The following is a 15,877-nucleotide window of genomic DNA, read 5'->3' as shown; positions in this document are numbered from 1 at the left end:
GAAGCAGATATAAAGACAGAATGTGGAAGTTGTAAAGATGGAAAATCAAAAAAAGATCTGTCATTCACTTGAAAATTAGTGAATGACAGATCTTTTTATTCAAAATAACTCTTTAAAGTGACTTTCTTCGCCTAGCGAAATCTACAAAACGAAATTTGTCTAAGCGGTGACGCGATTCGGTATACTCAAAACAATGGGTATCTTCCAAATAAACTAAACTTCTGACCACAACGATGTTCTCATCATCATGTAACGTTAATAATTCTTGGTCTTGTTGATTGATTGGTTCAACAATAATTTCTTTTTGAGCATATCCAATTTCTAAGCCTAGCTCCGTTTCAAAATACTTATAAATTGATTCCTCTGCTTTTTCATGAGGTAACTCTTGAATCACTTCTTTTAATAAGTAATCAATATCTAAAATAACTGCTTCCCCATCAATAAAACGTTGGCGAACTAATTTCCAAACGGGTGTTCCAATTTTCCATTGAGTTAATTTACTTATTTGTTCATCCACACTAATTTCATTTAACTCACAGACAACTGTTTTGCTGGGAATATGTTGCGCATCTTGTAACTCTTTAAAACTTGTTAAACCAGATATGGGAAAATCAAATCGGTTTAAATCAAGGACAATCGAGCCTTTCCCTTGTTTCTTTTGAATATAACCGGCATTTGTCAATAAATTCAAAGCTTTACGAATCGTTTCTCTAGAAACTCCATAAATCTGAATTAGCTGACTTTCGCTAGGCAATAACGTTCCAGACGGATATTCATTTCCTACTATTTTTTTTTCAAGGTCTAAAAAAATCTCATTAAATTTATTCATAAACTACTCCTAAATCCATTCCATTTTTCAAGCAAATCTTAATTTATTATATAACTCCTTTAACTTTTTAGCAATTTAAATGATGTAAGTAGTAAAAAAGATGATTATTTCCAATTGGACACCAGTTGCTTTAACAAAAAAATTCTTCAAAAAATAGAAATTACTCTCTATTTTCTTAAAGAATTTTTTAGTAAACCAACTTGGTCTAATTTCAAAATCTAGTTATTGTGCCAAAAGTACATCTATATCTAAATCAGTTAATTTTTTCACTTCAATATCTGCGCCGTGCAATGGTTCATCTACAACAACACCAACTGCATACATTCCAGCAGCTTTAATTCCATCTACTCCAGCTTGAGCATCTTCAAAACCAACTGCATCTGCTGGGCTAATTGAGATTGCTTCAGCAGCTTTTACAAAGATTTCTGGATCGGGTTTGCCTTTTTTCAGTGTTGCTGGGTCTACAATATGAGCAAAATCATCGGCAACACCTAATTTTTTAAGAATAAAAGGAGCATTCTTTGATGCAGAGGCAATTACACAAGGAATCTCACGACGCTTCGCTTCTTCTAAAAATTCTTGCACACCTGGTAATAAATCACTTGGTGTTAAATCCGCTAAAAGCTCTACATAATTAGTATTTTTCTTTGTTGCTAATGCTTCTTTTTCAGCTTGCGTATAGCTGTCAGCTTTTTCACCACGTTCTAAAATACGATCTAAAGAATCCATGCGGCTAATCCCTTTTAATTGTTCATTAAATTGTAAATCAATTGAGATCCCGATTGAATCTGCTAACTCTTTCCAAGCAACATAGTGATACTTCGCTGTATCTGTAATAACTCCATCTAAATCAAATATAAATCCTTTTTTCATGATGACACTCCTTAAGTTTTCTAATTTGTTTAATAGTATACTGTTTCAGTCTGATTCGCAAGCAGTGCATAACTTTTTCCTAAAACAGAAATAGTTGTTGCTTGATCTGCTTGAATAGTCAATGTTGTGTGATTTAAATCAATTTGATAGTTCACGTTTTTAATTGTTAAGCCAAATTGAATGTCTTGCCATTGTTTTGGTAAATTTGGTGCAATCGTCACTTCATTGTTTCGGATATCTACACCAGCAAATGTGCTTAACGTGATGAAAATGGTTGCAGCCATTACACCTGCATGAATTCCTTCAGCTGTTGTACCGCCTTGAATATCACGATAATCTGAATAAAGCGCTTCTTGATACAATTGCCATGCTAAGTCTGCATTTCCAGCGATAGCTGCCAATTGTGAATGAACTACCCGTGATAAAGTTGATCCATGAGATGTTCGTTTTAAATAATACTCTAAGTTCTTCTCTAAATAGTCTGTTGGTAAAGTATAAGTCAAATCTTTTAAAATTTCATCTACTTTTGTTTTAGCAAAGTTATAGAAAATCATTAAGGTATCCGCTTGTTTTGCTACTTTATAATCATCAGCTGATTCACCTTCAGCCTTTAGAATGCGGTCCATACGGTAAATATTGCCATATTTCTCTTGATAATAGTCCCAATCAATTTCTTTTAGATCAAAATAACCATCAAATTGTGCAATAATACCTTCTGGATTAATCTCTAATGCTAATTTGTGTTTCATTTCGTTCATTTTAATCAAATCTGTTGGAGTCAAACCAACTTTTTCAGCAACGATTGTAAACTCTGTGTCACCTATTATTGTTGGCAGTGCTTTAACTTGTTCAAATAACCAAACAACCATCATGTTAGTATAGGCGTTATCTTTCAAACCGCCTTCTTCTTCTTTACCTGGATAAGCTTCATGGAATTCGTCTGGTCCCATCACTTTATCGATTGAATAACGACCCGTTGCTTCATCAAATGTAGCTGCACTTTCCCAGAAGTGCGCAATTTCTAATAGTAACTCTGATCCATATTGTTGCATATATTCTTTGTCATCTGTGTTATTCCAGTATAACCAAACATTATAAGCTACTGCTAATGAAACGTGACGTTGCAAGCGACTAAAGTCTTTGCCCCACTCACCATTCAATGGATTTAAATGCAAATCTTGTGATTGTTCCGTTCCATCTAAGCCAGACTGCCAAGGGAACATTGCACCTTTATAACCAGCTACTAACGCATCTTTTTTAGCTGCTGCTAAACGATTGTAGCGATACATCAATAATTGACGAGCTGTTTCAGGGAAATGAATAATATAGAATGGTAAAATAAACAATTCATCCCAGAAAATATGACCACGGTACGCTTCACCATGTAATCCACGAGCTGTAATTGAAGCATCTAATTTAGGATTTGCATTTGGTGAACCCGATACTAAGATGTGATACGTATGCAAATGTAGCATTTTTTCTGACATCAAATCACCAGTAATAGTAATCGTCGATTTCTTCCATAATTTTTCCCAAGCTGCTGCTGATTGTGCTAACTCTTCATCAAAGCTACGACTGGCAATAGGAGTTTGACTTTCTTTCGTTGCTAGAGCTTCTTCTCCTTGATTAAATAAGAAAACATCAACATTTTTCGTTACAGCGTAAGCTTGTCCTTTTTGAACATCGATTGTTACCGATTGAGTTAAATAATTCTGTTGTAACTCATTAGTTATTTCTTGTCCCTCAACTAAGTCACCAAGTAATTCTGATTTTTGCACAATCGTAAACTTCGATTGTTTTGTTGCTGAAACCAAGATTGCTTTCGTTCCCTCAGCTTGAAGATCAACCAAGTCTAAATGATGTGATTCTAAACTGCGGTATCTTTCCACATTATAATTATAGACGTCTCCATCTGCTGCTGAAAGTAAGGTTACTTTTTCCGAAAAATTCAAGGGTTTGAATGTATATCGAATTGAATAATGGTTCATATCTGCCATATTTGCAATACGCTCAGATTTAATTTCTACTTGTTTGCCATCCTTTGTTTCTAATAAAGCAACAGATGAAAATAATCCATTTTTTAAATTCAACGTACGTTTTAAATAATTAACTTGATTTGATTCAATGTCAATAAGTTCTTCACCAATTTTAAGAGCAAGATACTGCATATTTGGTGCATTCACAAAATCCTCATTTGAAACAGTTGCATCAGCAACTTTTGAATCTGCTGTATTATATAGACTCGCTAAATAGGTAGCTGGATAATTACCTGTTGAAATTTTCATTTCTGGAACTGTTCCACGTAAACCCATGAATCCATTTCCAGTTGTTAGTAACGATTCAACTGAATACTCATCTTTACCTGGATTGTATCCAACATAAGAAAGATTCCAACTATAGAATTCCTTAGCCTCTTGTAAAGCAGCTTCAATCGTCTTTCCATTTGCCATTTGACTTGAAATAAAAGGTTGATTTAATCCTTCTGATAATACTTGTAGAAAATCATAAATTTTATTCTGGTCTGTAAATAGAATATCTTGCTCTTGTTCTCTGCCAGCTTGTGTAACTATTCCACCAGAAAAATCTGAAAATTGTGCTTTAATTGAAACAAGTAAGTTTTCAATATCACTTAAACTTACTACGTTTTCAATAGTTAGTTCCTTTTCGGTTTCAGATGTTGTTGAATTTACTAAATGAATCTCTACTTTATTATTTGTATCATCAAAATTAGACGAAAGCTTCATCTCTAAAAATTTCATTTAATCGCTCCTTTTAATTTTTAACTTGTCTATACATGTACTCAATAAAAATTATATAGTGTTTAAACAAATTTTTCAAGCAGTTTCTTTTATTTTGATATTTTCTTTATTCCCTAAAATTAGATTCTTCCAATAAAAGGGTTCAAAGAAGAAAATCTTGATTAAACATGATAAACTGATCTTAATTAAATGAATTATTAAATTTAATATAACACTAATTTATACCTATATCATCTAATAAGCTTTTTATATAAAAGGGGTTTCAAAGAATTAAAAAACCTATAGGAACAGCTTTTAATAAAATATTTGACTTCTATCAGAATAAAAACTTGCATTTTTTATTCCAGCAGAGTATTATGATAAAGAACTTATATATACAAGTTACAAATACGAAAAATGAAAGGGGTTTATTTTATGGGGAAGTACACTGACGACGCTACAAAGTTGTTAAAGGACATTGGGGGAAAAGAGAACATTTCTGCGGTCACACATTGTGCCACACGGATGCGTTTTGTTTTAAATGATGATTCAAAAGCCGATAAAGATGCAATTGAAAATATTTCATCTGTTAAAGGTATGTTTACAAATGCTGGACAATTCCAAGTTATTATTGGGAATGATGTTCCTACATTTTATAATGACTTCGCTGCTGTTTCTGGCGTTGAAGGCGTTTCAAAAGAGCAAGTTAAAGGTGCAGCACAACAACATCAAAATATTGTTCAAAAAGCCGTTGCTATTTTAGCTGAAATTTTCACGCCGTTATTACCAGCAATTGTTATCGGAGGGCTAATCTTAGGTTTCCGTAATATTCTTGGAGATATTCAATTTGGTGGTCAAACAATCGTTGAAATGTCACAGTTTTGGGCAGGAGTAAATGATTTCCTATGGCTAATCGGGGAAGCTATCTTCCAATTCTTACCAGTTGGAATTACGTGGAGTGTTACGAAGAAAATGGGAACTACCCAAATCCTTGGGATTGTTCTAGGGATTACCTTAGTTTCTCCACAACTACTAAATGCTTATGCTGTTGCTTCAACTAAAGTTGCTGATATTCCTTTCTGGGACTTCGGTTTTGCCCAAGTTGATAAAATTGGATACCAAGCACAAGTAATTCCAGCCATGTTAGCTGGTTTTATGTTAGCTTATCTAGAAAGATTCTTTAGAAAACATGTTCCTGAAGTTGTTTCAATGATTTTCGTGCCATTATTGGCTTTAGTTCCTACTGTTATTGCAGCTCATGTTATTTTAGGACCAATTGGTTGGACAATCGGTAGCTGGATTTCAGCTGTTGTAAATATGGGATTAACATCTTCATTAAGCTGGTTATTTGGTGCTTTGTTTGGCTTCATTTATTCACCGTTAGTTATTACTGGTCTGCATCATACGACATTGGCAATCGATGCACAATTAATTGCTGACTTTGGTACAACTAACTTATGGCCAATGATTGCTTTATCAAATATTGCTCAAGGTTCTGCCGTTCTTGCAGTTATCTTCCTTCACAAAGGAAATGAAAAAGAAGAACAAATCTCAATTCCTGCAACAATCTCTGCTTATCTAGGTGTTACTGAGCCTGCGATGTTCGGAATTAATTTAAAATATATCTATCCGTTTGTAGCTGCTATGATTGGATCTGGTATTGCTGGTATGTTTGTAACCTTAATGGGTGTTCGAGCAAACTCAATCGGCGTCGGTGGTTTACCTGGTTTCCTATCTGTTAGAATTCAAGATTGGGTTCCTTTCTTTATCGGAATGGCAATCTCAATTGTGGTACCATTCTTCTTAACCATTTTCTTCCGTCGTGCAGGAATCTTTAATAAATTAGATCCTGTCACACCAGTTACAGCAAATGTAGCCCCAACTCCTGCAGCAACTAAAGCTCCTGTTGTTACAGAAACAGAAACAACTTCAAATGAAGTTCAAACTGTTGAATTCCATGCTCCTGTTAATGGTGTTTTAATTCCAATTTCAGAAGTTAGCGATCCTGTCTTCTCAGAAAAAATGATGGGTGATGGTTATGCTGTTCAGCCAACAGATGGTGCTATTTATTCCCCTGTTGCTGGTAAAATCATCAATGTTTTTGAAACGAAGCATGCTCTCGGATTTGAAATGAGCAGTGGTTTAGAAATTCTCTTGCATATGGGGCTTGATACGGTTGAGTTAAAAGGTGCTCCATTTGAAATCAAAGTTCAAGCTGGTGATGTTGTTACGGCTGATACATTAATTGCTACTGTTGATTTAAAACAAATTATCGATGCTGGTAAGGCGACAGATATGATTGTTGCTATTACGAACATGGAAAAAGTTGCCAAATTTGATTTACAAAAAACTGGAAATGTGTCTGCTAAAGAAACAATTGGTTCTGCAACTACCAACTAATTGAGATTTCTTTAAAAGTGAGTATTGGTGAAAAATCACCAATACTCACTTTTTTTAATGCAAAAAAGCCGTTAAATCCAGAAATAATTTCTTAGATTTAACGGCTTAACTAGTTTTATTCAACTGATTTTAATGATTCCAAAAGATTAATATCTTGAATGGTTCGATGCATTCTTAACATAATTAGCATGAATAAAAGAATAACAACTACACTAGAATTTCCAAAATTAAGCAAAAATGTACTTTCTGGAAACAGAATAAAATCTAATTCTAATTCAGCCATTACAATATTATACAGCCAAATTCCAATTAATCCACCGAGTCCGATTCCCACAAACATTAACAAGTAAATTTCACGGAAAACGTAAAGCGTGACTTTTTTTCCATTATACCCCATCACTTTCAGCACTGAAATATCTTGTCGGCGTTCAAAGACATTAATATTGGCTAAATTAATTAGCACAACAATTGTTAAGACGACAGCGGAAACCGTTAATAGATAAAAAATACTCGTTAAGCTATCTAGAACACTGCTCACTTCTTGTTTTGCATCGCTAATAAAAGTGATACCTGAAACTTCGTCGAGATCTAATAAATTCCGAACAATATTATCTTGAACTGTACTATCTTTACCACTTCGATTCACAATTTTAAACAGTTCTGCTTCTTTAGTCGCCTCTGTACTATCTTCTGACGCATCTGTTTCGTCATCAGATGAAGAATCTAGTTTCTCAGAATAGCTATAAAACGGTGCATCAATTAGCACTGTATCTTCGCTAGCTTTTGTTTCTTTAGTAGTAGAAACTAGTTGTTGATCAAACTCTAGTGGTAATTTCAACAATTCAACATCAAAGCTTGGCTTTTGCTTCATGGTTTCTTGATAGTACTCACTAGTAAAGTAAATAAAATTATTCATATAGTTTTCACTAATAGCTGCCACTTTAGCTTGCTTTTTACTGCCATCATTAGTCTTAAATTCAATTGTAGAACCAACTTTTAGCTTAAACATTTTGGCAAGCTTTTCTGAAATAATGACTCCCGTGTTTGTTAAAGGAATAGCATCATGATTCCAATGATCTCTTAACAAAATAAACTCATTTAGTTGCTTTTCGTTTTTAGGTACAACTAGAGTCACCTTTTTAGATTCTTTACTTTTTCCAACCTCAATGACTTGCTGATGAACTAATAGTCGCTCATTCACCCCATAATAGTTTAGTACTGACTGGTAGGGATGATTTGCTTCTGTATCGGTTTCATCTACAGCATTATTTAGTTGCATAGTTAATTGATATTGATTTAATTGTTGATATTGTCGATCCGGAATTTTCCGAATGGCTTCATTTGCACTAAATCCCGTATAGAGTAAAGCAATTGAACCTGCAATTCCAACAATAACCATTAAAGCTCGTAATTTATATCTAAATAAATTTCTTAAAGACAATCTTGTATCAAAGCTAAACTTACTCCATAGAAATGTCCATTTCTCAATTAATATTTTTCGACCAACTAATGGAACTTTCGGACGCATTAGTTTTAAGGCACTTTCTTTAAAGATAGATGTATAAAATAGAAAAACAGGTAATGTCGTTACAATAATTGTAATTAAAAATGCCTGTAGAACATATTCAAACTTAACTGTCGTAATTAGACTTTCAAAATTATACATTGGCTTATACATATAAAACATAAAGTTTGGCAATCCATAAATTCCTATGATACTCCCTACAATGAAGCCTAATAAACCAGACGACAACGCATAGTAAAAATATTTAGAAAAAATATTCACTGGTGAAACACCTAATGCTTTTAATGTTCCAATTTGAATTCGTTGCATCTCAATCATTCTTGTTATGGTAGTCATTGTAACAAGTAAAGCTACTCCAAAAAAGAAAACTGGAAAAATCAAACCTAAACCTTCTAGACGATCAATGTTTTCTTTGTATAAAGAATATCCTTGTTGATCAAATCTTGTCTGAATTGTATACTTTGGTAAACTAACTTTCTTAACTGAATTCGTTAATTTTTTTATATTTTCGCCTAATTCTTCAATAGCAGCTTCAGCATCTGCTTTCTGTTCCTCAAAGCTACTAACAAAATCATCAAACTTAGTTTCTTCACTATCCAAACGTTCTTCAGCATCATCAATTGCTTGTTGCTGTTCTTCTAAATTCTGATTCACTTCTTCTTCGCTTGTTTGAAATTTTTCTGCTGCTTGATTAAAATTAGTCTGGGCCTGAAGCAGTTCGCCTTTTGCCGCCTCAATCTCACTAAGATTCGCATTTAACTCTGTTTCATTTGCAATTAGCGCAGTTTCATTCGTTAGCAATTCATTTTCTTGGGCTAGAATTACTTGTTCTTGAGTTAAATATTCTGCATAAGCTGTATTATATTGTTCAGTAGCAATTGCTTGTTGTTGAGGAGGTAGACTAGTCAATGCTTGATTTTGTCGAATCAACTCCTGACGAGATTCTTCTAAACTAGCTTTTGCTTCTTCTAATTGACTCCGTAATCCAGCCAATTCTGTCTTTTTTTCTTGCAAAAGACTCTCTGCCTTTTCAAATTCTTGTGCTTTTTCTTCATATAATTGTTCTTGATGCTGTATTTTTTCTTGATTTTCCTGTAGCTCTGCATCTTTTGATTCTAATTCTACTTGAATTTCTTCATGTTTCTTATCATATTCGGCTTTATTTTTATCATATTCGGCTTTTTTTTCATTTAGTAGCTTTTCATTTTCTTCTAGCTTTTCCGTTCCGTTCTTAATCTCATCTTTTAAGGAGATCACTTCTTTTTCTAAGGATTTTACGGATTTTTGCAAGTCTTCTTTAGCTTTTGTTTGTTTATTTAAGACTAACTCGTCTAGCCAACTTTCTAAAACTTTTGTTTTCTTGTCAATTTCATCACTATATTTTTGGCTATAACCATTTAAATTTTTAGTATTCTGATAACGTAATGAGATTGTTGAGTAAACTGGTAAGGCAAAATCTTCCTCTAAAATAACACCAAAAAAGTCAATCAGCCCTTTGCCCACCGGACTTAAACCACGAGTGCCACTTTGGATAAATTCTGGACTAGAAACAATTCCTACTATTTTGAAAGTAGTTACTTTTAATTGATCTTTAATAGCTGTATCTGAACTGTCGTTAAAGGTAATTTTATCACCAATCTTATAACTACCTAACATTTTTTTATCAATTGCTAATTCGCCGCTTTTTCTAGGTAATTTCCCTTCGATAATCTCTAAACCGCTATCTTCATTTTTTTGATATTTTGGAAAAGATTTTAAGTAGGCAACTAAATTCTTTTCATAGCTCATGACAATCTGTGAATACCCAAGCTCACTGCTTTCAATTGTTGGATCAGCTTTCATTAAATTCAAATAGTCTGCTTCTTCAAAGCCTACTGTTGTTTGGATTTGAAAATCTAATAATTGATACTTTTTGTAATAGTCACTTGCGGTATCGGTCATATTGGGACCCACTGATTTTAATCCAATGAACAGAATCGTACCAATCATAATTAACAACGAAATTGAAAAAAAGCGATTTTTAGATTTTGAAATTTCTCGCCAAAAATCAAGTCTTAAAACTTTCATTCTGAGTATCTCCTCCTTACTACCACTCGATCAAGTTGGCTTGAATTGGGCTTTTATTCACTTTAATCTCTTTGACACGGCTATCCTTAATCTCAATTACTCGGTTCGCCATTGAAGCAATCGCACCATTATGAGTGACCATGACTACGGTCGTTCCATATTTTTGTGCGGTTTCTTGTAGCAACATTAAAACCCCTTGGCCACTTTCAAAATCCAATGCGCCAGTTGGTTCATCACATAATAAAATTTTCGGTCTTTTTACTAAAGCACGTGCTATTGCAACACGTTGCTGTTCGCCACCAGATAACTGTGCTGGAAAATTATCCATCCGATTCGCTAATCCAACTTGTTTCAGCACTTCTTCTGCTGTATAAGGATTTTCAGCCATATTTGCTGCTAGTTCAACATTTTCTCTTGCTGTAAGATTTGCAATTAAGTTATAAAATTGAAAAACAAAACCAATTACATCTTTTCGATACAAGGAGCGTTCTTTTTCACTAAACTTACTAATATTTTTTTTATTTACATAAACTGATCCTGAATCATTTACTTCTAATCCACCAAGGATATTTAAAACTGTTGATTTTCCTGAACCAGAAGGTCCAATAATCATAGCTAATTCACCTTTACGAATCTTAAAACTAATTTTGTTATTTACCATCTGTAGTCGATCACCCATCGGATAGCTTTTTGATGAATCAATTACTCTAATCATTTATTTTCCCCTCTTACTTGGTGCATTTATTTTTCAACTGCTTCTTTTAACAAACCTTCATAAACTTCTTCTAAAGTATCACCAAAATGTTCAACCGAAAGATTCTTAATTTGTTCACGTCCATTTTTAATAATAGCCTCTGTTGCGGCTGGATATTGACTAATAGATTTTATAATGGCTGGCAGTTCACTAGATTTCTCGAATAAAAATCCAGTTTGTTTATCAACTATTAATTGCTCAATGCTACTATCTCGTTTGGCAATAACTGGTAGATTTGACGCCAACGCTTCTATATAAGTTAAGCCCTGTGTTTCTGTAGTTGATGCACTGATAAAAGCATTTCCTAGCTGATAAAATTTATTAATATTTTCCCAATTTTGTTCACCTAAAAATTGAACCACTTCATTTAAACCTAATTCTTGCACTATTTTTTCAGAATCTTTTTTAGCAGGACCGTCACCAACAATAACTAACTTCGTATTCGACTGTTCCATTAAAATAGCTGGTAATTCTCTTAAAATTTCTTCTAAATTTTTTTCATAAGCAACCCGTCCAAGCCAGACTAAAACAAAATCATCCTCTGACAAACCTAATTCTTTTTTTAATTCATTGGTTTGTTGTTGTAAATAATCTGTTTGCTCAAAACTTTGAAAATCAATCCCTGTAGGAATAATTTTAATTGGACGGCATATTTGATACTTCTCCAAAGTTAATTTCACTTTTTCAGTAGGAGCAATCACAATATCTGCTTTTTGACAGAATGATTGCATTAAGTACTTCACCATCGGTTTAGTTAATAATTTTCCGTTCGCAATATAATGCAAGTAATCTTCATACATCGTATGATACGTATGTAACAACGGTAAGTTATATTTTTGTGCTACTTTTTGTCCAATCACCCCTAATGAAAATTCAGTCTGTGTATGAATAATATCAAGCTTCAATTCTTCTACTAAACGCGTTATTTTACGGGAGCTAACGTAGGAAATACGTCGCTCCGTGTAAAATAGAAAAGGAATGCTTGGAATTCGATAAACATTGGGATAATCTTCTATATCATTTGCTTCAGGATTCGATGTTGTAAAAATGTAAACTTGGTGTCCACGATTGGTTAACTCCTTTTGCAACATCGCAATTGATGTTGCAACACCGCTTATTTGCGGAAAATACGTATCTGTAAAAATACCGATATTCATTCATTAATCTCCTTTTTATGTTAACTTTCAACTTCAAAAATTTTGGAACTATACTGTTCTCCATACATCATATCGTATTGAATTAAATAATAACGATCTAACAGTTCCTCTTCATCATTGGTTAATTTTTTTGAATTGCCTTTTTTGTCCAAATATACACGCTTATTAAAGGCAGGTATTTTATTTTGAACATAGGTCGTATATTGTTGAAAAATAGTTTGATGCAATCCAGATCTTTCCATTATATCTCCAGCAATATAGTTAGGACTGATTACCTCACTTGGCACTTCTAGTTTTTCTCCATCATTTTTCCAAACAAAATAAGAAGTTTCGTGTTTGGCAACGACTTGGTTTTGATTTGTATTAAAGGTTGCATGCTCATAGAATTCATTATTTAAAGATGGCAAATGATCACCATAAAAGACAACATAGGTTGGACGTTTAACTTTTTCAAGACTGGTTAATAATTCTTTAACTGCCTTGTCTGTATCTGCTAACCCATTTATATATAAATTAAATTGGTCACCATCAACTAATGCCTCTTTATTCTTCACATAATCTATTTGGCCAAATTTAGAGTTTGATGTATAAGGATAATGATTTTGCATAGTAATCATATGTAGCAACATAGGATTATCTTTTCCTTTTTTATCTATCAATTCAACTGCTTCTTTAAAAATAGATGCGTCACTAATGTACGTACCAATATTATTCGTATCGTGATGCGTCATTTCTGTTTCAGAAATGAATTCTGAAAAACCAAACTTTTTGTAAACTTCTGTCCGATAATAATACTCTTTTTGATAATCATGTAAGGCAATCGCTTGATACCCCTGACTTTTCAAAGGTTCAACAATACTTGGTGCCTGTTTTAGTTGAGTTGTTCGATTGTATTGAATATAACCATCAATAGTAAAATTAGAAGAAAAACCAGTTAAAACATTCCATTCTACATTCGCAGTGCTACCACCAAACTCTGGTGAAAATAGGTACCCACCAGACGTTTCCATTAAACCATGGATAGTTGGAATTGGATCTTGTGTCCATTCCGCTTCTTTAATTGTAGTTGGATCCCAAAATGCTTCGCTTAAAATAAAGATAATATTTGGTCGTTGTTCTTTAATTAGCTCAACTTTTGGCTTATTAATCGCATCCATTTTATTTTTAATTTCAGTGACAGCCTCTGCAACTGTTTCTTTTGAATAGTTCGCAGGCATAACCATTCCATGTTGATTAGAATTCCCAAGAAACGATAGAACAAATCCATTTTCTTGATAACTTTTTTGAATCGGTTTGTTATACTCTGCCGCTTGAATGTTAAACTTCGAGTAAATCTGTTCAAAATTAAAAAAGAAAAACACCATACTAATACAGCCAATTGCGGCTAAAGTTCCTCGTAATTTCCAATTTTCAGTGGGAAAATGCCAAGAATAAAATAGTTTCTTCAAGCCCCAAATCATAGCAGTTAATAGAATAAGTGAAAGAATTGTAATCAGTAATTGTTCTTTCAATACCATATTAAAAAGCACATCTGTAACCATTTTAGATGATAAAAAATCCCAAATAAATAGGGGCAAACCTTGTAATGTAAACTTCACGTAATTTGAAACACCTAATATAAAGGTTAAAACGGTCAATAAAGCATTCCCTATATAAAAACCAAGGAAGCCATAAATAAGTAAGTAAAAAGGAATTTGAATAATAAGCGTAAGTATAAAGTTCGACACTCCAATTTCAAAAATGACTGGATGGTATGTATTGGGATACATTGTCGACAATAACAATTCTGAATTTACTATCAAAAAGATGCCATTCATTAACCATTGAATACTTTTTAAAAAAATCGTTGAAAATTTATCTTTTTGTTTGTATAAAAACCATCTTCCTGTAATTAGTAATGTTCCGTTAAAGACAAATAATAAAATTAAAAATACTATCAAATTGAATTCTCCTCTCAAAATCTGCTAAACATCTTATACATTTTACCATTAAATCTATAGCTAATATTTTTTAACTTTACTAATTATCTAAAAAAAAAAAATTATTTCATTTAATTTTAGACACTTTTTTAAGCACTTTTTCAAAAAAAAACGTCTATTTCTTAAATTTAAATAATTTTTCTTATAATTCCAAAATATATCTAACTTTTCTTATTCCTATATAGACGGAGTTTTCTATCTATATCTTTACTAATTTCCTTGAAAAATAACAACCGTAAATCTTTTTTTATTTTTTCTATATTTTCAGAAAAAATATTATCATTACCCTCTTTAATTTTGCAAAAAAATAGTTGAACTTTTTAAATAAAAACATTTAAAAAGTTCAACTATTTTATTGGGTACAATTTTTTGTTCATTTAAATCAACAGATAAATATGATCGAAGGTAATTTCCACTTGAAATTCACCAATTTTTTGTTCAACTGCATATTGAATTCGCTCTTCTAATTCATTATCAGTTAAGTTAAAATCCTTAGGAATCGCAATATCAAAGTAAATAGTTGAAGTTTCTCCGTCTTTTTGCTCAATTTGTAAGTCATGCATTTTTAAATTATTGTCTAGTGAATGAATAATTTCTTTCAATAATAGATAAATTCTGTTTTGTTCTTGATCATGTAGGCTTACAGGATCCATATGACAGACTAAGTCTACACCTAATCCGTGTTTAAATTCTCTTTCAATCAAGTCAATGGTATCATGGGCTTTTCTCAAATCCCACGTATCGTCAATTTCAATATGAACCGATGCAAAAACTTTATTAGGTCCATAATTATGAATCAATAGATCATGGTAACCAACAATATCCTTTACTAAAGATAAATGTTCTTTCATAGCATCGATTTCAGCCTGTGGCGGTCTTGTTCCCATCAATGCATCAATAAACTCCAGAATCATTTTAAAACCACTATAGATAATATAAATAGCAATCAATAACCCAACATATCCATCAATTCGTAAACCGGTTATCCCTTCTACAATGGCTGATAATAATACCGTTAATGTTGTGAAAACATCATTAATGCTATCTTTTGCTGATGCAACTAATGTATTAGAATCAATCTTTTTAGCTGTTTTTTGATAAAAGAAACTTTGCCAAGTTTTAATGCCGATTGAAAAAATTAAAATAACTAATACAAGTCCCGTTACTTTAACACTTTGTGGATTCATGATTCTTTTAACAGAAGTAATCAAAAACTGAAAACCAACAAAGGTGATCAATACTGATACGAGCATTCCGCTGATATATTCAAAACGCTCATGTCCATATGGATGTTCTGCATCTGCTGGCTTACCAGAGATATAGAAACCGATTAAAGTCAAAATAGACGAAATTGTATCTGACAAATTATTAATCGCATCTGCCATAATTGAGACACTTCCAGAAAGCAATCCAATCATTAATTTGATTAAAAAAAGAACTAGATTAGAAAGTAAGCCTATTTTTCCGGCTAAAATCCCTAGTCCTGTCCTAAGTCCTTCTCGTGTTCCCTTATAATTGCGTTCAAAACGATTTAATAGATAGTTAATCAAAATTA

Annotated in this window: 9 protein-coding genes; 1 reads left to right on the top strand and 8 read right to left on the bottom strand. The window is 32.7% G+C overall.

All coding sequences use genetic code 11. From position 1 onward, the window contains the following. Positions 1–112: 112 nt before the first annotated feature. From treR to BR43_RS16545, 3 genes are all read right to left on the bottom strand, one after another. On the bottom strand, positions 113–829 hold the full coding sequence (treR, locus tag BR43_RS16555) for a trehalose operon repressor (protein ID WP_034563964.1): 717 nt from the start codon (positions 827–829) through the stop codon (positions 113–115). A 222-nt stretch (positions 830–1,051) separates the two neighbouring features. Next, the gene (gene pgmB / locus BR43_RS16550; RefSeq protein ID WP_034563961.1) at positions 1,052–1,702 is read right to left on the bottom strand and encodes a beta-phosphoglucomutase; all 651 of its coding nucleotides are present in this window, start codon (positions 1,700–1,702) and stop codon (positions 1,052–1,054) included. A gap of 29 nt (positions 1,703–1,731) precedes the next feature. Beyond that, a complete protein-coding gene (locus tag BR43_RS16545) occupies positions 1,732–4,461 on the bottom strand; it encodes a glycoside hydrolase family 65 protein (protein WP_084679969.1) in 2,730 nt (909 codons plus the stop codon). Positions 4,462–4,875: 414 nt separating this feature from the next. Between BR43_RS16545 and treP the strand changes: the two genes are divergently transcribed. Beyond that, the gene (gene treP, locus BR43_RS16540; protein ID WP_034563959.1) at positions 4,876–6,840 is read left to right on the top strand and encodes a PTS system trehalose-specific EIIBC component; all 1,965 of its coding nucleotides are present in this window, start codon (positions 4,876–4,878) and stop codon (positions 6,838–6,840) included. A gap of 115 nt (positions 6,841–6,955) precedes the next feature. Here the strand turns inward: treP and BR43_RS16535 are convergent, their stop codons facing one another. The 5 genes from BR43_RS16535 to BR43_RS16515 form a co-directional block, all read right to left on the bottom strand. Further along, complete coding sequence (locus BR43_RS16535; RefSeq protein ID WP_034563957.1) at positions 6,956–10,432, bottom strand: FtsX-like permease family protein; 3,477 nt, start codon at positions 10,430–10,432, stop codon at positions 6,956–6,958. 19 nt (positions 10,433–10,451) lie between these two features. Continuing rightward, a complete protein-coding gene (locus BR43_RS16530; RefSeq protein ID WP_034563955.1) occupies positions 10,452–11,147 on the bottom strand; it encodes an ABC transporter ATP-binding protein in 696 nt (231 codons plus the stop codon). Between the two features lie 26 nt (positions 11,148–11,173). Next, entirely contained in the window at positions 11,174–12,343 is a 1,170-nt protein-coding gene (locus BR43_RS16525; RefSeq protein WP_034563953.1) for a glycosyltransferase family 4 protein, read from the bottom strand. Between the two features lie 20 nt (positions 12,344–12,363). Beyond that, positions 12,364–14,283, bottom strand: coding sequence for an LTA synthase family protein (locus BR43_RS16520; protein ID WP_034563951.1), 1,920 nt, complete (start codon positions 14,281–14,283; stop codon positions 12,364–12,366). Positions 14,284–14,699: 416 nt separating this feature from the next. After that, the gene (locus BR43_RS16515) at positions 14,700–15,872 is read right to left on the bottom strand and encodes a cation diffusion facilitator family transporter (RefSeq protein ID WP_034563949.1); all 1,173 of its coding nucleotides are present in this window, start codon (positions 15,870–15,872) and stop codon (positions 14,700–14,702) included. Positions 15,873–15,877 lie beyond the last annotated feature (5 nt).

The sequence above is a fragment of the Carnobacterium gallinarum DSM 4847 genome, assembly GCF_000744375.1.
GTDB lineage: Bacteria > Bacillota > Bacilli > Lactobacillales > Carnobacteriaceae > Carnobacterium > Carnobacterium gallinarum.
The sequence above is the reverse complement of the archived record's forward strand: the minus strand, read 5'-3'. Positions and strand labels throughout refer to the sequence as shown.